Annotated in this window: 15 protein-coding genes and 1 pseudogene; 10 read left to right on the plus strand and 6 right to left on the minus strand. The window is 62.2% G+C overall.

The window, feature by feature from the left end; genetic code table 11:
* Positions 1–47: 47 nt before the first annotated feature.
* Both ACFSOZ_RS31795 and ACFSOZ_RS31800 read left to right on the plus strand, forming a co-directional pair.
* Entirely contained in the window at positions 48–1,079 is a 1,032-nt protein-coding gene (locus tag ACFSOZ_RS31795) for a site-specific integrase (RefSeq protein WP_379104697.1), read from the plus strand.
* Positions 1,076–1,477, plus strand: coding sequence for a hypothetical protein (locus tag ACFSOZ_RS31800; protein ID WP_379104698.1), 402 nt, complete (start codon positions 1,076–1,078; stop codon positions 1,475–1,477). The genes ACFSOZ_RS31795 and ACFSOZ_RS31800 overlap by 4 nt, the downstream gene beginning before the upstream one ends.
* Before the next feature lie 63 nt (positions 1,478–1,540).
* Here the strand turns inward: ACFSOZ_RS31800 and istB are convergent, their stop codons facing one another.
* Together istB and istA are read right to left on the minus strand one after the other, a co-directional pair.
* Positions 1,541–2,353 carry an IS21-like element helper ATPase IstB gene (gene istB / locus ACFSOZ_RS31805; protein ID WP_379095118.1) on the minus strand — a complete coding sequence of 271 codons (813 nt, stop codon included), beginning with the start codon at positions 2,351–2,353 and terminating at the stop codon, positions 1,541–1,543.
* Complete coding sequence (istA, locus tag ACFSOZ_RS31810; protein ID WP_379099792.1) at positions 2,343–3,872, minus strand: IS21 family transposase; 1,530 nt, start codon at positions 3,870–3,872, stop codon at positions 2,343–2,345. Before istA ends, istB begins: the two co-directional genes overlap by 11 nt.
* Before the next feature lie 27 nt (positions 3,873–3,899).
* On the opposite strand from istA, the gene ACFSOZ_RS31815 reads away from it, so the two are divergent.
* Positions 3,900–4,592: a P-loop ATPase, Sll1717 family gene (locus ACFSOZ_RS31815; RefSeq protein ID WP_379104701.1), complete on the plus strand. Its 693-nt coding sequence runs from the start codon at positions 3,900–3,902 to the stop codon at positions 4,590–4,592.
* Positions 4,593–4,639: 47 nt separating this feature from the next.
* Here ACFSOZ_RS31815 and ACFSOZ_RS31820 read toward each other — a convergent pair whose 3' ends face one another.
* Positions 4,640–6,151, minus strand: a complete 1,512-nt coding sequence (locus tag ACFSOZ_RS31820; protein WP_379104704.1) for an ROK family protein — start codon at positions 6,149–6,151, stop codon at positions 4,640–4,642.
* 220 nt (positions 6,152–6,371) lie between these two features.
* On the minus strand, positions 6,372–7,277 hold the full coding sequence (locus tag ACFSOZ_RS31825) for a tagatose-bisphosphate aldolase (protein ID WP_379104706.1): 906 nt from the start codon (positions 7,275–7,277) through the stop codon (positions 6,372–6,374).
* Between the two features lie 284 nt (positions 7,278–7,561).
* On the opposite strand from ACFSOZ_RS31825, the gene ACFSOZ_RS31830 reads away from it, so the two are divergent.
* The 5 genes and pseudogenes from ACFSOZ_RS31830 (at position 7,562) to ACFSOZ_RS31850 (ending at position 12,710) form a co-directional block, all read left to right on the plus strand.
* Positions 7,562–8,467 carry a sugar-binding transcriptional regulator gene (locus ACFSOZ_RS31830; protein WP_379104708.1) on the plus strand — a complete coding sequence of 302 codons (906 nt, stop codon included), beginning with the start codon at positions 7,562–7,564 and terminating at the stop codon, positions 8,465–8,467.
* 213 nt (positions 8,468–8,680) lie between these two features.
* Positions 8,681–9,435, plus strand: a pseudogene (locus tag ACFSOZ_RS31835) (IS5 family transposase).
* Positions 9,436–9,823: 388 nt separating this feature from the next.
* On the plus strand, positions 9,824–10,801 hold the full coding sequence (locus tag ACFSOZ_RS31840; protein WP_379104711.1) for an ABC transporter substrate-binding protein: 978 nt from the start codon (positions 9,824–9,826) through the stop codon (positions 10,799–10,801).
* 102 nt (positions 10,802–10,903) lie between these two features.
* Complete coding sequence (locus tag ACFSOZ_RS31845) at positions 10,904–11,962, plus strand: ABC transporter permease subunit (protein WP_379104713.1); 1,059 nt, start codon at positions 10,904–10,906, stop codon at positions 11,960–11,962.
* Complete coding sequence (locus ACFSOZ_RS31850) at positions 11,955–12,710, plus strand: ATP-binding cassette domain-containing protein (RefSeq protein ID WP_379104715.1); 756 nt, start codon at positions 11,955–11,957, stop codon at positions 12,708–12,710. The genes ACFSOZ_RS31845 and ACFSOZ_RS31850 overlap by 8 nt, the downstream gene beginning before the upstream one ends.
* Before the next feature lie 199 nt (positions 12,711–12,909).
* Here ACFSOZ_RS31850 and ACFSOZ_RS31855 read toward each other — a convergent pair whose 3' ends face one another.
* Both ACFSOZ_RS31855 and ACFSOZ_RS31860 read right to left on the minus strand, forming a co-directional pair.
* On the minus strand, positions 12,910–13,986 hold the full coding sequence (locus ACFSOZ_RS31855) for an NAD(P)H-dependent flavin oxidoreductase (protein ID WP_379104717.1): 1,077 nt from the start codon (positions 13,984–13,986) through the stop codon (positions 12,910–12,912).
* Positions 13,987–14,062: 76 nt separating this feature from the next.
* Positions 14,063–15,172 (minus strand): LacI family DNA-binding transcriptional regulator, encoded by a 1,110-nt coding sequence (locus ACFSOZ_RS31860; RefSeq protein WP_379104719.1) that lies wholly within the window; start codon positions 15,170–15,172, stop codon positions 14,063–14,065.
* A gap of 577 nt (positions 15,173–15,749) precedes the next feature.
* On the opposite strand from ACFSOZ_RS31860, the gene ACFSOZ_RS31865 reads away from it, so the two are divergent.
* Entirely contained in the window at positions 15,750–16,712 is a 963-nt protein-coding gene (locus tag ACFSOZ_RS31865; protein ID WP_379104721.1) for a sugar-binding protein, read from the plus strand.
* 122 nt (positions 16,713–16,834) lie between these two features.
* Positions 16,835–18,373, plus strand: a complete 1,539-nt coding sequence (locus tag ACFSOZ_RS31870) for a sugar ABC transporter ATP-binding protein (RefSeq protein ID WP_379104765.1) — start codon at positions 16,835–16,837, stop codon at positions 18,371–18,373.
* Positions 18,374–18,377: the final 4 nt, after the last annotated feature.

Genomic DNA, 18,377 nt, shown 5'->3' on the forward strand with positions numbered 1-18,377 from the left:
CTCCTTTCTACAGCCAGTCACAATCTGGTCACAAGGAGCAACGCCACATGGCGTCCATACGCAAACGAAACGATAAATGGCAGGCACAAGTCCGCCGCACTGGACATACCCTTCGCACCAAAACCTTTATCAACCGCGCAGACGCAAAGCGTTGGGTACGGCAGACCGAGTTAGAACTGGATCGTTCGACACTCGCCTATGATCCATCAAGTTTGGATCGTACCAGCGTTGGAGACCTTTTGCGCCGATATGCAAGGGATGTAACACCGGCAAAACGCGGGAAAGCATCGGAAGCCAAGCGAATAGAAGTCTTCTTGAGGCAGCGCTGGGCAAATGTCACGCTCGCACGGATAACGCCACAGGCATTTTCGCAGCATCGGGACAAGCGGCTACGCGAGGTCGAGGCCGGAACTGTCTTAAGAGAACTTGGACTGCTCCAAGCGGTGTTCGAAACGGCGCGGCAGGAATGGGACATCCCTCTTCCTGAGAATCCGCTGGCAAAGGTGCGCAAGCCAAAAGCAGCCAATGGTCGTACGCGAAGACTGCAGTCGGGCGAGCTTACAGCACTCCTATCCGCATGTACTGAGGGCCGGAGCGAGTACCTGAGACCGGGCATATTGCTTGCCATCGAAACGGGTATGCGTCGGGGAGAAATCCTCAACGTTCGCCGTAGAGACCTTGATGCAGAGAACGGCCTGCTATCCATCCCAGAGACGAAGACAGACGTTCCCAGGACGATTCCGTTGTCAGAAAATGCCGCACGCATACTGATCGAACTGCGAGCCGAATCCACTGACAATGATGCTCGCTTGTTTCCAGTGTCTGCGAACGCTTTCCGGCTTGCATGGGAACGTTGCAAGCGCCGGGTGGCCAAACATTTGCCAGACATCGAGGGACTTAGGTTCCACGATCTGCGGCATGAGGCAGTTAGCCGGTTCTTCGAGATGGGTCTCAGCGTGCCAGAGGTAGCAACGATAAGCGGGCACAAAGACCCTAGAATGCTATTCCGTTATACGCATCTTAAGCCGGAAGACATAGTTGCGAAGTTACGAAAGACGAAACTGAGGGTCGCAGCATGACGAACAGAGCACTTGTAATGCCAGACTACGTAGTCGAGCTGGTAAAGCTATCGCTTGCGCAGCTTGGATTGGACCCATCGGACGAACACACTGATATCATAACCGCAGCGCTTCGCTACGAAGACGGGACCGAGCTTTCAGTTGTCGTCATGTGCGTAGCTCAGAGAAGTTGGTTTCGTGAAAAACCAACCGTGGCAGTTTCGATAGCGAAGTTGGATGCCAGCATGAAGGCAACAGAGGTTCATTTGAGGGAGGTGATGCCAGTTCCCTACGGTCCAAGTGATTTGCAGTTTCTGCTAACGCTAAACAACAATATTCTGTCCATGGCATGGACCATCGCAGCGACTGCCGGAATGGGAGAATGCATCAGCTTGCGCAGTCGTCCGCCTATGCCGTAACGACTAGGTGTTGATTTCCACCGAGAACTGACCCGGCATTTTCACCGAGAATTGACCCGCCTCTCATGTATGTTTCGGTTCGGTGTTGACGGTCAAGGTTCTGGCTTTCTCCTTCGCTTTTTTCGGCTCGTGGGCTGAGCTGTTCTTGAACCGGAAGCTGTCGTTTCCAGTTTCGAGGATGTGGCAATGGTGCGTCAGTCGGTCGAGAAGTGCGGTCGTCATCTTGGCATCGCCGAAGACACTCGCCCACTCGCTGAAGCTGAGGTTTGTGGTGATGATGACGCTGGTGCGTTCGTAGAGTTTGCTCAGCAGATGGAAGAGCAGTGCTCCACCTGATGCGCTGAACGGCAAATAGCCGAGCTCATCCAGGATCACGAGATCGGAATGCACGAGGCGATTGGCGATCTGGCCGGATCGTCCCTGTGCCTTTTCCTGTTCGAGCGCATTGACCAGTTCGACAGTCGAGAAGAAGCGAACCCGTTTGTGATGATGCTCAATAGCCTGCACGCCGAGAGCGGTCGCAATATGGGTTTTGCCTGTCCCTGGGCCGCCGACGAGCACGATGTTGTGGGCGTCATCGATGAACTCGCCGCGATGAAGCTGACGCACCAGGGCCTCGTTGATGTCACTGCTGGTGAAGTCAAAGCCGTTGAGATCGCGATAGGCTGGAAAGCGTGCCGTCTTGAGCTGGTAAGCTGTAGACCTGACCTCCCGTTCCGCTGTCTCGGCCTTCAGCAGTTGCGACAGGATCGGAATGGCGGCTTCAAACGCCGGCGCTCCCTGTTCGGTGAGTTCGCCTACAGCTTGCGCCATGCCGTGCATCTTCAGGCTCCTGAGCATGATGACGATTGCGCCGCTGGCAGGATTATGACGCATGGCGGACCTCCAAAGCCTTCCTCAAGGCGTCGTAGCGCTCGACGTTGGCCTTCGGCTCATTGGTAAGCGCCAAAGCCTGAGGAGCACTGATGGTCGGAGGCGTAAGCGATTTGCCGTCGACGAGGCGATGGAGCAGATTCAGCACATGCGTCTTGGTTGGAACACCGGCCTCCAACGCCATCTCCACAGCCAGGAGCACCGCCTGCTCGTCGTGCTGAAGGACAAGTGCCAGGATGTCGACCATCTCGCGATCGCCGCCCGGCTTCTTGAGCAAATGTTGCTGCAGCGTCCTGAATGCATCGGGAAGTTCAGCAAAGGGTGCTCCGTTGCGAAGGGCGCCGGGTTTGCGCTGAACGACAGCCAGATAATGCCGCCAGTCGTAGACCGTCTGGCCAGGCCGATCATGTGAGCGATCGATGATGCGGCGATGCTCACAGAGGATCAGACCCTCTGCAGCGACAACGATGCGATCTGGATAGACCCGAACGCTGACAGGCCGATTGGCAAAGGATGCAGGCACGCTGTAGCGGTTACGTTCCAGATGGACGAGGCAGGTCGGAGAGACCCGCTTGGTGTATTCGACAAACCCGTCGAAGAGACGAGATGTCGGCATCAGAGTCCGGGCTTCTTCGGCCCAGATGTCATCGATGGTTCCTCGCATCCGGCCATGCGGCGTCTGCTGCCACAGTTCTCGGCAACGCCGCTCAAGCCATTCGTTCAGGGCATCCAGCGATGGAAAGCGTGGAAGCGGTTGCCAGAGCCGATGACGTGCATCCTGAACATTCTTCTCGACTTGCCCTTTCTCCCAGCCGGATGCTGGATTGCAGAACTCGGGTTCGAAGAGGTAGTGGCTGGCCATCGCCATGAAGCGCACATTGACGTCGCGCTCCTTGCCTCGTCCGACCCTGTCGACCGCCGTCTTCATGTTGTCGTAGATGCCGCGGCGGGGAATCCCGCCAAAGACTCGGAAGGCATGGTTGTGTGCGTCAAACAGCATCTCGTGCGTTTGCAGCGGATAGGCTCGAACGATGAAGGCGCGGCTGTAACTCAGCTTCGTATGCGCCACCTGCAGCTTGGTGCGCTCATTGCCGATGATCGCCCAGTCCTCAGACCAATCGAACTGGAATGCTTCCCCAGGCTCGAACGCAAGCGGCACGAATGTCCCGCGCCCTGTCGTCTGTAATTCCCTCTGCAGATCCGCCTTCCACTCCCGGGCGAAAGCAGCAACACGACCGTAAGACCCCTCATAGCCAAGGCTCAGCAGATCGGCATGGAGCTGCTTCATCGTGCGTTTCTGCTTGCGGTTCTTTTTGGCTTCCGTCCTCAGCCAAGCCGACAAACGGTCGGCGAAAGCGTCAAGTTTGCTCGGCCGATCCGCCACCTTGAACTTCGGCTCTACGTCATCAGAGCGCAGATATTTGCGGATGGTATTCCGGGACAGGCCGGTCCTGCGGCAAATCTCCCGGATCGATAGATGCTCTCGAAAATGCCAGCGTCGGATTACGCTCAATAACGCCATGTCGATCACTCCAAAGCCCCCGCTAACGTGCAGGGGTGGTTCAAACATGGGTCAATTCTCGATGGAAATATCCTGTGTTGCCGGGTCAGTTCTCAGTGGCAATCAACAGACTGGTATCATGATCCAAATCAACCAGATAAATCACTTTTGGTTGAAGCCGCCACGTTGCGTGCGACGCGTAGCCTAGGCTCTGGCATCAGGCTTTTCGATGAGTTCTTTCCACAGAAGATAGAATCGTCAGATGCAAGGAAGGCGCTGCTCGACATGACGCGCCATACTCCGAGAGACTTCTTGCAACTATTAACTCATATTCAGCGCTTCACTACGTCATCACGTCCGTCTCTTGCTGAGATCAAGTCTGGAATTAGAGACTATTCTATTAAATATTTTCTGCCTGAAATCCAAGACGAACTCAGTGGGTATGCAAGTCCTGACGAAATTTCCCGGATGGTAACGGCGCTTGGTCGCGTCAGGAAGCGGGAATTCAAGATGCCCGAATTGATCGGAGCCTCATCTGGCTCTGCGAAGCCTCTATCGAGCGAGCGAATTTATGAAATACTCGAAGCGCTTTTTCAGTGTAGCGCGCTCGGAAACGTCAAGAGTGGCGGGTCTGGAAATAGTATCTTTACCTTCAAATATCGGAATCGACATTCGACGTTTAATGAGAGCGAAACTATCATCCTTCACCGAGGGCTATGGAAGGCGCTGAACCTTGTGTAGCGCCAAGGGTCTTGTCTCGTGAAAACGACGTCGAGCCCAGCGACCACCTACCCCTGCATCACCCCCCGCAGCCACCCGACAATCGCCTCGAAATCAACCGCCCTCGTCGTATCGACCTCGAACAGCGGTCCGCGCCGCAGCGGCTCGGCGCGTTTGGCCAGTTCGATCAGTTCGGGGATGTAGGCGGCACCGGGATGGCCGGGGAGGCGCTGGTCGAGGCGGGCGCGGTAGCGTTCGGCCAGCACCTCGCCGGGAGCGTGGCACCAGATCTCGAAGGTCTCTTCGACGCCGGCCCGGCGCAAATGGTCCTCGAGCACCTGGCGCGGCTGGAAGCCGAACCAGGCATCGACGACGAAAATGCTGCCCGCAGGCGCCTCCGCGACGACCGACCAGATCGCCTGGTAGCTGGCGCGGCCGAGCGTGCGGTTGAACTCGCGGTCGCCGCCGCCGAGCACTTCGAGGAACGGATTCTTGATCGTATCCAGCGCCATCAGGGGCCAGCCCATGCGCTCGGCGATGCCGCGCGAGACCGTGCTCTTGCCCGAGGCGGGGATGCCGTTGACCAGCACGGCGCGCCGGCCGCGATCGGGCCGGGGCCGGGCGGATGGCAAGGACACCGGCGACACTTGCGGCGACACTTGGGGCGACACCGGGGGCGACACCTGGCTGGCTGGCGCCTGCGCCGCCATCGCCTGCAGGCCAGCGCCGATGACGCCGGCGTCGTCGCCGAGCTGCGCCGGTTCCACCGGGCATTGATACCACGCAGCCAAAGCGGGGGCCCTGGCGAGCGCCCTGTGCGCCGCCTGGCCGAGGCCGCCGCCGAGCAGCACCAGATCGGGGGCGAACATGGCGACCGCCGTGTCGATCGCCGCCCTGAGCGGCCTAGCCCAGGCGTCCAGTACGCCGCGCGCGACGGCGTCGCCGCCGGCATCCCGGGCGAAAAGCTGATCGACCGAAACGTCGGGACCGAGGCCGGCGCGGGCGATGTGGCGGCCCAGCGCGGTGCCGGAGCTGGTGGTTTCGACGCAGCCGCGCCGCCCGCAGATGCAAGGCTCGCCGTTGACGTCGACGCCGATATGGCCGAGCTGGCCCGCCGTCGCCTTGCCGCGCACGATCCGCCGCTGCTGGACGACGGCGCCGCCAATGCCGGTGCCGATGGTGAACATGACGATGTTGTCATGGCCTTTGGCGGCGCCCCGCGCCATCTCGGCGATCAGCGCCATGTTGCAGTCATTGTCGATGACGACGGGCTTGCCGGCCATGCCTTCCAGCCGTTGCGCGAGCGCCACCGAAGCGAGGTCGACATAGCCTCCGGACAGCACCGCGCCGCGCCGCGCATCGACGCGCCCGGGCACGCCGACGCCGATGGCCGTCACTTCGCGAGCGTCGAGCTGGCGCACCATGTCGGCGATCCGGCCAAGCACCAGCTCCGGGTCGGGCGCGCTCTTCTCGGACAGGCGCCTGAGGATTTCGCCGGTGCCGGAAATGCGGGCGGCGCGCAGGTTGGTGCCGCCGATATCGATCCCGATGGCCATCGAACTATCTTGCGGTTTGACCATGATCTTTTCCGAAAACCGGTTCCACTTTTCGGGATCATGGTCGAGGCATGACGTCCCGTACTTGTCTGACCGTGCTCCAAGGTGTGTTGAGATTCAGGTCAGGCCGAGTCGAGAATGGTGGCTTCCGAGAACCGGAGCGGAGCGTACTTAAAGTACGTGAGCACCGGAAGCGCGGGAAGCCGCCATTCGCAGGCCGGCATCACCTGAATATCGACAACAGCTAGGCCGCCTTGCGGCGATAGTTTCCGATCACCGCCTGAAGCTCGCGCAATCTCGACACGGCGATGGTCCTGAGCTTTTCACGCTGAATGTCACGGTCGAGCGAGATGCAGTCCTTCCACAGCGAGCGGCCGGCGATGACACCCGAGGCACCGTTCTTCATCGCGATTTCGACCTGGCCGAGGAACGTCGCGTGGTTGACGCCGGCCGACAGCACCGCCCACGGCACCTCGCCGGCCATGCTGGTGATCCTGGCGCAGGCTTCCGGCGTGCCGGGATAGGGAAGCTTGAGCACCTTTGCCCCGCATTCCAGGGAAATCCTTGTGCCTTCCTCGACCAGCGACGGAATTCTGGCCGTATAGTCCTCCAGGCTTTCGCCATCGAGCTGATAGGTCAGGAACTCGACCACGAGCAGCAGGTCCTCCTTGCTGAAATCGGCAATGCACTGGCGCAGGATGGCGATGTTGTGCTCGTTTGCCTCGGGCTTGTCGGCCCGCAGATAGACCATGATCTTGCCGCCGGTGCCGCCCAGTTCGCGCACCCGGCGCGCGTCGATGCCGGGGACGAGGCGCGACAGCCGGTAGCCGGCGGGCGAGACGTCGAAGCCGGAGGCGTCGAGGCCGATGAGCAGGGCCGTATCGCGGTTCAGCACCCCTTCATCGACAACGCGCGGCACCGCGCAGAGCGGGTCGAGCAGCACGCAGGATGCCTGGCTGGCGAGGTATCGCGTGATGTCCGCCTTGGTGTCGCCCAGCATGTCGTTGGTGATCCTGGCCTGGTCTTCGGGATCCGAGGCCAGCAAGGTCCTCATGCCGCCGCGCTGGTCACAGGCGATGGCCATCATTGCACCGTCCTTGCCGCAAATCTGCTGGTAGCCGCGCAACTCCGCCGTCGTCATCTTTGTCATGGTGTTTTGTCCGATGTTGGCGCCCATTCACCCGGGCGCAATTCCGTGGAACAAGAAGGGTTCAGTTTTTTACCTGCCTGTCGGCAGGCAGGTCTTGCCGCTTTGATGCGCTATCGAACCGGCAATTCCGGCCCGGCCCACACTGTCCGGCGGGAACGAACCCACGTTGCGAACCTGCCGGATTTGCGCGATAACTCGATCGGTCGCCGGACCTGTAACACATTGCTGAAAGGAATTGCAAGCTGTCTGCCCCTCCCGCAAACGATGCGGCCGCATCGCGCACGATGCTGCATACGGTCGCCAAGATGCACTACGAGGCGGAGATGTCGCAGGTCGATATCGCGCGGCGGCTCGGTGTCTCGACCGCGACCATATCGCGTCTCCTGCAGCGGGCGCGGGCAGAGGGCATCGTGCGGATCGAGGTTCTCGATCTTGCAACGCCCGAGGTGGTCACCATGCAGCTGATCGACGGGCTTGGGCTTCGCAATGCGGCGGTCATCGAGACGCCGGCAGCCGGAGCCCTGACGGCGCTTGGCGCGCCGCTCGGCGCCTTGCTGAGGCAAGCCGAGCTGACCGCCGGCTCGGTTGTCGCCATCGGCTGGGGCCGCGCCGTCCGCGAGGTGATCCGCGCCGGCCTGCCGCGCATTCCCGGCGTTCTGACCGTCGCCGCCACCGGCGGCATGCAGCAGCAGGCGGCACATTTCCAGATCAACGAGTTCGTGCGGCTGGCCGCCGAGGAATTCGGCGGCACACCGCATTTCATCCATGCGCCCTACCTGCCATCCACCGAATTGCGCGACGTCTTCCTCGGCGACGCGGCTATTCGTGACAGCGTCGCACTCTGGGACCGGACCGATGTCGCGATCGTCGGTATCGGCCTGCCGCATGCCATCAACCCACCCGAGGCGAGCGCGGCGACGCTGAGCGAGCAGGCGCTGTTTCAAGCGGCTGGAGACGTCCTTCGCCATTATTTCGATGCCGACGGTACCCTTATCGCGTGGGAGGGGGAGAGCCGGATGATCGCCATGTCGCCGGCCCAGCTTCGCGCCGTCCCGCTGGTGATCGGTGTTGCCGCCTCGCCGGAAAAGGCGACGGCCATCATCGGTGCCGTCCGCGCCGGGCTCATCAATGCGCTGATAACGGACACCAAGACGGCCCAGGCTATCCTCGAGGCGCTGTCACCTCGATAGCGTCGGCCGCGCCAGCTGGAAAAATCACCCGTTGTGCCATCGGCGGGTTGGGACCTTGTTGGAGCATGATCCCTGGACAAACGGTTTCCGTTTGTCCGAGAAAACCGGTTTCCACTTTTCCCGATCATGCTCTAGGACCAATCGACATTCAGGATTCAAATTTGCGTTGATGCATGATTCATAGGCTTCCAGATTCGGTCTGGAGAGCGATGGATGGCACGGCGATATGAACTGAGCAGCGAGCAATGGCAGCGTATTGAAGGTCTGTTGCCTGGCAAGGCTGGTGATCCCGGGCGCAGCGGTCGGGACAATCGCCTCTTTGTAAACGGCGTGCTTTGGGTTCTGCGCTCCGGAGCGCACTGGCACGACGTTCCCGAGCGCTACGGCAAGTGGAAGACGCTGCATCAGCGCTTCAGCCGCTGGTCAAAAGCCGGAGTTTGGGATCGCGTGTTCGCCGATCTGATCGATGATCCGGACAACGACTACGTGATGCTCGACAGCACACTGGTCCGGGCTCATCAGCAGGCAGCGACAGGAAAAGGGGGGACCAAAACCAGGCTTTGGGGCGCTCCCGAGGAGGATTGACTACCAAGATCCATATGGCGGTGGACGGTCGAGGGCGCCCGCTGCGACTGATCCTGACGCCTGGCCAGCGGGGCGATGTTACCCAAGCGCCCGCCTTGCTCGAAGGGCTCGAGGCCAAACGTGTCCTCGCCGACAAGGCCTATGACAGCAACGCCCTGCGCGCCATCGTCGCCGGGATGGGAGCCGAGGCTGTCATCCCCTGCAATCCGACCCGCAGGAAGCTGATCCCCTACGACTTCGAAGCATACAAAATGCGCAACCTAATCGAACGGTGCTTCAACAAACTCAAGCACTTCAGACACATAGCCACACGCTACGACCGACGCGCCATCCATTTCCTCAGCTTCATCCAACTCGCTTGCGCAATGTTATGGATGCGATGAATGTCGATTCAGCCTAGTCTGCCGCGCGGGGCTGTGCAGAGCAGACAGATGTCTGATTTTGAAAAGCGTTTCACCGGGGAAATACCCGGTTGCAATTTCTTTCAGCAAAGTGTTACAACCTTGAAGTCAGGCCGCATACGCGCCGGGCAGCGCGGTTCCCTTGACCTTGCGGAGGCGAGGAAACGGGACTGCTGATATCAGGCCGGTCGGTTTCGACCGGCTGATCCAACGACTTTTGGGGGCGCCTGGGAGGAGCTGCCCGTGACCGCAAGCAGGCGAAACCCGTGTTCCGGCCGTCAGCATATTTGCGATCCGTAGCCTGAACGGGTTGACGGCCATTCCGATGTCAATCGCAAGGCAAATCTGCCAACACCATGAGGAGGATGTCATGAGGAAGATTGTTGCCGCGTTCGCGGCTCTCGCCATCAGCGCAACGGTGCTGATCGCGCCGGCACAGGCGCAGGACAAGAAGTACACCATCGCGCTCGTCCCGGGCCTGACCACCGATGGTTTCTACATCACCATGCGCAAGGGCGCCCAGGCCGCAGCCGATGCCCTTGGCGTGAACCTGGTTTTCCAGGGCGCCCCGGATTTCAATCCGGTCACGCAGGTCCCCGTGCTCGACGCGGTCATCGCCAAGAAGCCGGACGCCATCCTGATCGCGCCGACCGACAAGGTTCAATTGGTCGAGCCGCTGCGCAAGGCCAATGATGCCGGCATTCCGGTGATCACCGTCGACACCTTCATCGGCAGCGGCGTCTACCAGACCGGCGCCGGCGATGCGGATTTCCCGCTGGCCTACATTGCGTCGGACAATGTCCTGGGCGGCGAGATCGCCGCACGCGCCTTGGCCACTGCGATTGGCGACAAGGGCAAGGTCTACGTTTCGAACGTCAAGCCTGGCATTTCGACCACCGACCAGCGTGAGGAAGGCTTCAAGAAGGAGATGGCCAAGCATACGGGCATCACCGTGCTCGAGACCCAGTTCAACGACGACGACGCCAACAAGGCAGCCTCGCAGCTGCAGGCCGTGTTCGCGCGCAATCCCGATCTCGTCGGTGTGTTCGGCGCCAACCTGTTCTCCGCTCTCGGTGCCGCCAACGGCGTCAAGCAGGCCGGGCAGAGCGGCACCGTCAAGGTCGTGGCGTTCGACGCGCCGACCAGCATCGTCGACAACATCAACACCGGCCTGGTCGACGTTGCGATTGCCCAGCATCCCGCCGAGATCGGCTATTTCGGCGTCGTTTCGGCCTATGCCCACCTGACCGGTCATTCGATCCCGGTTGCGATCGGCACCGGCTTCACGATCATGGACAAGTCCAACATCGCCGACCCGAACATTTCGAAGTACCTTTATTCCGAATGAGCCCAGCCGACCTGGTCTCCTTCCCGCCTGCCGGGAGGAGACCAGCGCCGGGTGACCCGGGACCCTGTTTGACGGAGGCCGCGCCGCGGATCGGAACCATTCATGACTTCAACATCCCCAACCCAAGGCGAGACCCATGTCGCCCCTCAGGCGGACCATGGTGATCCGGCCAGGACCTTGCTCGGACGCATCGCCGAAGGCCGCGCCTGGCTGTTCCTCGCCGGCCTGATCATCTGTTTCGAGGTCTGGTCGCGGCTCTCCTTCGGCGCGACCTTCGTGCTCAACCCGTTCAACGTGCAGTCCATCGCGATCTTTGCCGTGGCGCCGTTGCTGCTCGCGACCGGGCAGACATTCGTCATCATTTCGGGAGGCATCGACCTCTCGCTGGGCTTCATCATGGGCCTTGCGGCCGTCATTGCCGCCCACGCCACCAACATGGCGGGCGCCGCGATCCCGCTGCCGCTGGCCATGCTGGCGGGCATTCTGGCCGCCGTGCTTGTCGCCGGCGTGCCGGGCGTCATCAACGGCCTTTTGATCTCGCGGCTCAGGATCCCGCCCTTCATCGGCACGCTTGGCATGTTCGGCGTGGCGCGCGGTGCTGCCTTCCTGCTGGCCGGCGGCACCACGGTGCCAGTGCAGAATTCCTGGTTCGCGCTGCTCGGCAACGGCAAGTTCTACGGCGTGCCCTATCTTGTCATGATCACCGCCGTCTTCGTCATCGTCATGCACTACATCCTGAGCCAGACCCGGTTCGGCCAGCACAACTACGCCATTGGCGCCAACGTCCAGGCGGCGCGTCGCGCCGGCATCGACATCAGGGGGCACATCCTGCGCCTCTATGTGCTTTCGGCGATGTGCGCCGGCCTCGGTGGCGCGCTCTATGCGGCGCGCTTCACCGCCGGTGCCGCCCAGGCCGGCGAGCCCTTGCTGCTCGACAGCGTCGCGGCCGTCGTGATCGGCGGCGCCAGCCTGTTCGGCGGATCCGGCACCATCTTCGGCACGGTCGCCGGTGCCCTGGTGATCGCGGTCATCCAGTACGGGCTGGTCTTCGTCAATGTCGAGCCGTTCTGGCAGTTCATCGCCGTCGGCGTCGTCATCATCATCTCCGTCCTTATCGACCAGGCGCAGCGCCGGTTCAGTGGAGCTCGCCAGGATGAATAATTCGCAACAAGCCACACCGCTTCTCGAAGTCCGCCACCTCTCCAAGCATTTTGGTGCCGTCCAGGCGCTCAACGATTTCTCCATGGCCGTGCGGCCGGGCGAGGTGGTGGCGCTGGCGGGCGACAACGGTGCCGGCAAGACAACGCTGATCAAGGCGATATCGGGGGTGTTTCAGCCGACGGGCGGCGAGATCCTGCTCAGGGGGCAACCGGTGACCTTCGCGACACCGCAGGAGGCGCGCGAAAAAGGCATCGAGACCATCTACCAGGACCTGGCGCTGGCCGACAATTTGTCCATCGGCGCCAATATCTTCCTCGGCCGTGAACCGATGCGCAAGGCCTTCGGATTCCTGCCGGTGCTCGACCGCAAGGCCATGGCCGTGGCCGCCAAGCAGACCATGGGGCGGCTGGATTTCCATGTCAGCCGGCTCGATGCCCCGGTCAGCAATTTCTCCGGCGGTCAGCGGCAGGCTGTCGCCATCGGCCGGGCCGTCTATTGGGACGCGCAGATCCTGATCATGGACGAACCGACCGCAGCACTTGGCGTGCCCGAACAGCGCAAGGTCATCGCGCTCATCCACCAGCTCAAGGCGCAAGGTCGCGGCGTGATCTTCATCTCGCACAATCTGCAGGACATCTTCGCCGTTTCGGACCGCATCGTCGTGCTGCGGCGCGGCGTCCAGGCGGGCGAGCGCAAGATCTCGGAGACGAACCATGACGAAGTCGTCAAGCTGATGGTTGGCGGATAAGGCGCCGGCGCGCGAGCGGACGCTTTATCCCACCGACGCTTCGCTCGAACGCGCGGACGAGCCGACCACAGCCCGCACGCTCTCCCGCTCTACCAGCGGGCACTCCAGCTTGGTGATCGTGCTCGGCTGTGCCGCGCGAGACCGTGCTTTTGCCCGAGGCGGGAATGCCGTTGACCAGCACTGCGCGCCTGTCGCCATATTATGCCGAGAGGGCGCCGAATATCACTTGTGTTTCGGCGACAAGCGTGCGCATCAACTGCTCTGCCGGAAGCTCCCGGTTCAACGAGGCCGCTTGCCCGTAGAGGTGAAAGCCGAAGTCCCCACGCCCCGTTGCGCGTTCGGCATCGCCGAGTGGGGTGCTGAGCGCGACCATTTGCGGGAAATCTGGAAGCCGCGTCCGGCGCTCTTCCATCTCCAGGACGTAGCGCGTGCGCCTCATCCGCGCCGCGCGGCCGGAAAAGGCATTGCTGACCATTGTGTCCATGTCGGTCGCAGACCGGATCAGGGCGCGGCGCGGCGCATCGGTGCCGGCCTCGTCGCAGGACAGAAAGCCAGTACCGATCTGGACGCCGCTGGCGCCAAGGGCAAAGGCGGCCGCTATGCCTCGACCGTCGGCAATGCCTCCCGCGGCAATAATCGGAAGATCGATGGCATCCACGACCTGGGGAACCAGCGCCATCGTTCCCACGCCGTCACCTGACCCGTTCGGAACGTGAGAGCCGCGGTGCCCTCCCGCCTCCCATCCCTGGGCGATGACCGCGTCGGCTCCACTCTCGGCAAGCTTGCGCGCCTCGGCAACGGTCGTCGCCGAACTCAAGATCACGATACCGGCCTTCTTCAGTCTGGCGATCGCAGCCTGGTCCGGAATGCCAAAGTGGAAACTGACGACAGGCGGGTGCACCTCCAGCACGAGATCAAGCTTCGCATCGTCGAAGCCCGGCCCGATCGGTGGAAGCCGCGCAGGCGGCGCGCCAAGGGACAGCTCCTCATAGTAGGGCCGCAACCTGTCAATGGTCTGTGCCAGGACGGTATCGCTCGTGTCGGGCTGCGGATAGACGAAGAAATTGAGATTAAACGGATTTTCCGTCCAGCCGCGCAGCTGGCGGACAACGTTGCGCAGAGCATCTGGCAGCATCGATGCGCAGCCCAGCGATCCCAACCCGCCGGCATTGCTCACTGCCGCGGCAAGTTCTGGCGTTGCCGAACCAGCCATCGGGGCCTGGATGATCGGATGCTCGATCTTCAGCAGATCGCATAGGCGACGGTTCGGCCACATGAGCGACTTTCCACTACCCAAGGGAGGATCGCACGAAATCCCAGCATAGGCCTACGATGGGGTCAGGTCACCGGAATTATGTCGACGCCACCGCCCTTACACTCTCCCGTTCCACCAGCGGGCACTCCAGCTTGGTGATGGGATACCGTCCCCGCCCCGGAGCCGCCGGCGCTTCCAGCTGCTCGATTGCCCATTGGCCCATTGCCATGTGTGGCAGGATCGAGGTCGTCAGCGGCGGGAACAGGTGGCGGGCGATTTCCTCGTCGTCGTAGCCAACCACGGAAATATCCTGCGGAATGTGCAGGCCGGCTTCCTTCAGCGCCTCGTAGCAGCCGATCGCGGTGCGGTCGTTCTGGCAGAAGATGGCGGTCGGCCGGTCCTTCAGCGCCAAGAGCTTGACGGTCGCGGCATAGCCGGCGCTTGCCGACCAGTCGCCTTCGACCACCAGTTCCGGGTCGAACGGGATGTCGGCGGTGGCGAGCGCCCGGCGATAGCCCTTCAGCCGGTCCTGCGCGGCTTGCATCCAGGGCTCGCCGGTGATGGTGGCGATGCGGCGGTGGCCGTGGGCGATCAGGTGGCGGGTGGAGTTCTGGCCGCCGGCGATCTCGCTCGGCACCACGGCCGGGAAGGCATAGTCCGCCGTGTAGCAGTTGAGCAGGATCACCGGGATGTCGAGGCCGTAGAGATAGTCGGGCGCAACGATCTCGCGGGTGAAGATGGTCATGTAGATCAGCGCCGAAATGCCCCGCTTAGTCAGGGCCGCGATGGCGCGTGGCTCCATGACCGAATCGCCCAGCGTCTGCGCCACCAGCAGCACGTTGCCCGCATTCCACGACGCCTGCCGAGCGCCCTCGATGGCGACCACGGCCTCCGGGCTGGTGGCGAGCTGGTCGACGGCGAAGCCGATCACGCCGTCAAGCCCTTCGAAGGCTGGAAGCGGCTTTTGCAACGCCGAGAAGGCCGGCGGCGAATAGCCGAGCGCACGCGCGGCCTCGATCACCCGTTCGCGCGTCTGCTGCGACAGCTTGATGCCGGGCGAATTGTTGAGCACGAAGGAAACGGTCGCCTGCGAGCAGCCGGCGGCTCTGGCGATGTCGGTCATGGTGACGCGACCCCTGGCGCTCTTCGCCGGTGGCTTGCGCCGCCGCGCCGTATCGAGGGCTTCCGGATCCGTCGTCTCGCTCATGGCATCCCCAATCCTAGGCCTGTCTAGTGGCAGCCGGTCAGGCCGACAAGATGGCGTGACAATATCGATTTATAGAAATCGTCATCGCCATTTATATCTATTAGTGACCTCGTGGTCCATCCACCACGCCGTTACCGCAGTCCGAAACCCAAAAATCACAAGGCTCGGCTTGGGCAAGGCCAACGCATCGGCTCGCCGGCAGACAGGCCCGAAACCGCAGTATGCCCTGAGATATCGCCTCGCAACTAATACTGTTTACTAATACAAAGATGCGCTGTACCGTCAATCCGTCGCGTCCGGCCCGGTTGGGTCGGGAGCGGAGGGAGTGAGCGTGAATGGCACGATGGCGAGCGGATCCTATCTCCGCAAGCTTGTCTCGGACATGTGATATGTCAGACAAATCGGACTATTTACGAACGATAGATGAGTCTCTAAGGTCCGTGATCGTGGCTGGAACGCCGCCATTCTTTCGGTGTCGGGAACCCTTTGAGGAGGAGGGCGTCCAAGCTGCAAACGGCAAAATCAGGTCAGTGCAAGATCGGTCAGTCGAGCGACTGAACCAAACGGGAGGTTGAACATGAAATCCTTGATACGAAATGCATCCGTAGCCACAGCTGTGCTGCTGCTCGGCCTGTCGGCGACGGCAATCGCGCGCGCCGACGACAAGCCGACGCTGGCCTTCGTCGTCAACGGCGCTTCCGATTTCTGGAAGGCCGCCGAAGCCGGCGTCAAGAAGGCGCAAGGCGAGCTGCCGGACTACACCCTGGAGCTTAAATATCCCGAGCAGTCCTCGGTCGCCATCCAGCAGCGGCTGATGGACGATCTGGTGACGGCCGGCGTGAAGGGCATCATGGTCTCGGCGGTCGATCCGAAGACCTCCACCGATGGTCTCAACAAGATCGCCTCGGAAACGGCGCTGTTCACCACCGACAGCGACGCCCCGCAGACCAAGCGCGTCGCCTATATCGGCTCTTCCAATGTCGATGCCGGCAAGCAGGCGGCCGAGATCGCCAAGAAGGCGATGCCCAATGGCGGCAAGTGCCTCGGCTTCGTCGGCCTGCTCGGCGCCGACAATGCCAAGGAGCGCATCCAGGGCATGAAGGATGGGCTGGCCGGCACCAAGATCGAACTCATCGACGTGCGCGGCGACGACATCGACCAGGCGCGCGCCAAGAAGAATGTCGAGGACGCGCTGGTCGCCAGCCCCGACGTCACCTGCATGGTCGGCTTCTACTCCTACAACACGCCGCGCATCTATGAAGCGCTGCGCGACGCCGGCAAGCTCGGCTCGATCACCGTCGTCGGCTTCGATGACGATCCGATCACGCTGGGCGGCGTCAAGGAAGGCACCATCGCCGCGACGGTCGTGCAGCAGCCCTTCGAATGGGCCTATCAGGGCATGAAGCTGATGGCTTCCTATCTCAAGGGCGACAAGTCGGGCATCCCGGCCGGCGGCCTGATCATCATCCCGACCAAGATCATCGGCAAGGATGACGTCGACGCCTACGCCGCCAATCTGAAGGCGATGTCCGGAAACTGAGACCACAGGCAGTTCAGCCGGCTCAAGTTCGCCTTGGGCCGGCTGCTCGCATTGACGAACACCGTGAGGATCGTCAGTCTGAAGATGGACCAAAAACGGCCCACCGGCTGCTGTCAGGCATGATGAATTATTCCGACACATCCATAACCGCGTCCATCCCGTTCCTCAGCCTCGAGAACGTGCGCAAGACCTATCCGGGCGTCGTCGCGCTCGATGGCTTTTCCATGGAGGTCAGGCCGGGCGAGGTCATCGGCCTCGTCGGCGAAAACGGCGCCGGCAAATCGACCTTGATGAAGATCCTCGGCGGCGTCACCACGCCGGACAGCGGGACGATCACCGTCGACGGCACCGCCCACCAGGGCCTGACCGTCGAAGGCAGCCTCGGTTCCGGCATCGCCTTCGTCCACCAGGAACTCAACCTGTTCGAGAATCTCGACGTTGCCGCCAACATCTTCTTCGGCCGCGAGCCGTTGCGCGCCGGGCCGCTCAAGCTCGTCGACCGCGCCAGGCTGCGCACTATGGTGGCGCCGCTGTTGAAGCGCGTCGGCGCCAATTTCTCCGCCGACACGCCGGTCTCCGCTTTGTCGCTGGCCCAGCAGCAGATGGTCGAGATCGCCAAGGCGCTGTCGATCAAGGCGAGGCTGGTCATCCTCGACGAGCCGACATCGAGCCTGCCTCTCGCCGAAACCGACAAATTGCTCGACGTCATCAAGGCGCTGAAGGCCGACGGCATCAGCGTCATCTTTATTTCGCACCGCCTGCACGAGGTCGAGCGTGTCGCCGACCGCGTCGTCGTGCTGCGCGACGGCATGCTCGCCGGCACGCTGCAGAAGAGCGTCATCAACCACGACCAGATGGTCAAGCTGATGATCGGCCGCATGCTGAAGGAGCGCGAGAAGGCCTCCGAGGCCGCGCGGGCTCCGGGCGCGGTCGCGCTTGCCGCCAAGGCCATCCGCACCCCCGCCTATCCCGGCCGGCCGGTCGACCTCGATGTCAGGCGCGGCGAAATCCTTGGCCTTGCCGGGCTTGTCGGCTCCGGCCGCACCGAGCTGGCGCGAGTGTTCTTCGGCATCGACAGCAGCCTTGGCGGCGCGCTCGAACTCGACGGCAAGCCGCTTGTGCTGGGCTCGGCGGCGGATGCTGTCTCGCACGGCATTTTCCTCGTGCCAGAGGACCGCAAGCTGACCGGCATCCTGCTCGACCTGTCGATCGCCCAGAACATCTCGCTGCCCAATCTGCCGGCGCATGCGCGCCGCTCCCTGGTTTCGGCAAGTGCCGAGACCGCCACCGCCGAGAAGCAGAAGACCAATCTCGGCATCAGGGCGCCGTCGGTGCAGACGCGCACCGGCACGCTGTCGGGTGGCAACCAGCAGAAAGTCGTGCTCGGCAAGTGGCTCGCCATGAGCCCGAAGGTGATGATCCTCGACGAGCCGACACGCGGCATCGACATCGGCGCCAAGGCGGAAATCTACGGGCTGATGCGGGCACTCGCCGATGCCGGCGTCGCCGTCCTGATGATCTCCAGCGACATGGAGGAGGTGATCGGCGTGTCCGACCGCATCGCCGTCATGCATGAAGGCCAGATCTCGGGCATTCTCGACAAGGAACAGTTCAGCCAGGAAAACGTGCTGCTGCTGGCGGTGGGCAAGCAGCCGAAATAGTTTT

Origin of the sequence: Mesorhizobium newzealandense (assembly GCF_042682145.1) — a bacterium.
Taxonomy (GTDB): Bacteria; Pseudomonadota; Alphaproteobacteria; order Rhizobiales; family Rhizobiaceae; genus Mesorhizobium; species Mesorhizobium newzealandense.

What these genes read in the sequence shown, in the direction of transcription:
- ACFSOZ_RS31795 (WP_379104697.1), top strand. Translation starts at nt 48, where the DNA reads ATGGCGTCCATACGCAAACGAAACGATAAATGGCAGGCACAAGTCCGC.
- ACFSOZ_RS31800 (WP_379104698.1), top strand. Translation starts at nt 1,076, where the DNA reads ATGACGAACAGAGCACTTGTAATGCCAGACTACGTAGTCGAGCTGGTA.
- istB (WP_379095118.1), bottom strand. Translation starts at nt 2,353, where the DNA reads ATGCGTCATAATCCTGCCAGCGGCGCAATCGTCATCATGCTCAGGAGC.
- istA (WP_379099792.1), bottom strand. Translation starts at nt 3,872, where the DNA reads ATGGCGTTATTGAGCGTAATCCGACGCTGGCATTTTCGAGAGCATCTA.
- ACFSOZ_RS31820 (WP_379104704.1), bottom strand. Translation starts at nt 6,151, where the DNA reads ATGGTCAAACCGCAAGATAGTTCGATGGCCATCGGGATCGATATCGGC.
- ACFSOZ_RS31825 (WP_379104706.1), bottom strand. Translation starts at nt 7,277, where the DNA reads ATGACAAAGATGACGACGGCGGAGTTGCGCGGCTACCAGCAGATTTGC.
- ACFSOZ_RS31830 (WP_379104708.1), top strand. Translation starts at nt 7,562, where the DNA reads ATGCTGCATACGGTCGCCAAGATGCACTACGAGGCGGAGATGTCGCAG.
- ACFSOZ_RS31840 (WP_379104711.1), top strand. Translation starts at nt 9,824, where the DNA reads ATGAGGAAGATTGTTGCCGCGTTCGCGGCTCTCGCCATCAGCGCAACG.
- ACFSOZ_RS31845 (WP_379104713.1), top strand. Translation starts at nt 10,904, where the DNA reads ATGACTTCAACATCCCCAACCCAAGGCGAGACCCATGTCGCCCCTCAG.
- ACFSOZ_RS31850 (WP_379104715.1), top strand. Translation starts at nt 11,955, where the DNA reads ATGAATAATTCGCAACAAGCCACACCGCTTCTCGAAGTCCGCCACCTC.
- ACFSOZ_RS31855 (WP_379104717.1), bottom strand. Translation starts at nt 13,986, where the DNA reads ATGTGGCCGAACCGTCGCCTATGCGATCTGCTGAAGATCGAGCATCCG.
- ACFSOZ_RS31860 (WP_379104719.1), bottom strand. Translation starts at nt 15,172, where the DNA reads ATGAGCGAGACGACGGATCCGGAAGCCCTCGATACGGCGCGGCGGCGC.
- ACFSOZ_RS31865 (WP_379104721.1), top strand. Translation starts at nt 15,750, where the DNA reads ATGAAATCCTTGATACGAAATGCATCCGTAGCCACAGCTGTGCTGCTG.
- ACFSOZ_RS31870 (WP_379104765.1), top strand. Translation starts at nt 16,835, where the DNA reads ATGAATTATTCCGACACATCCATAACCGCGTCCATCCCGTTCCTCAGC.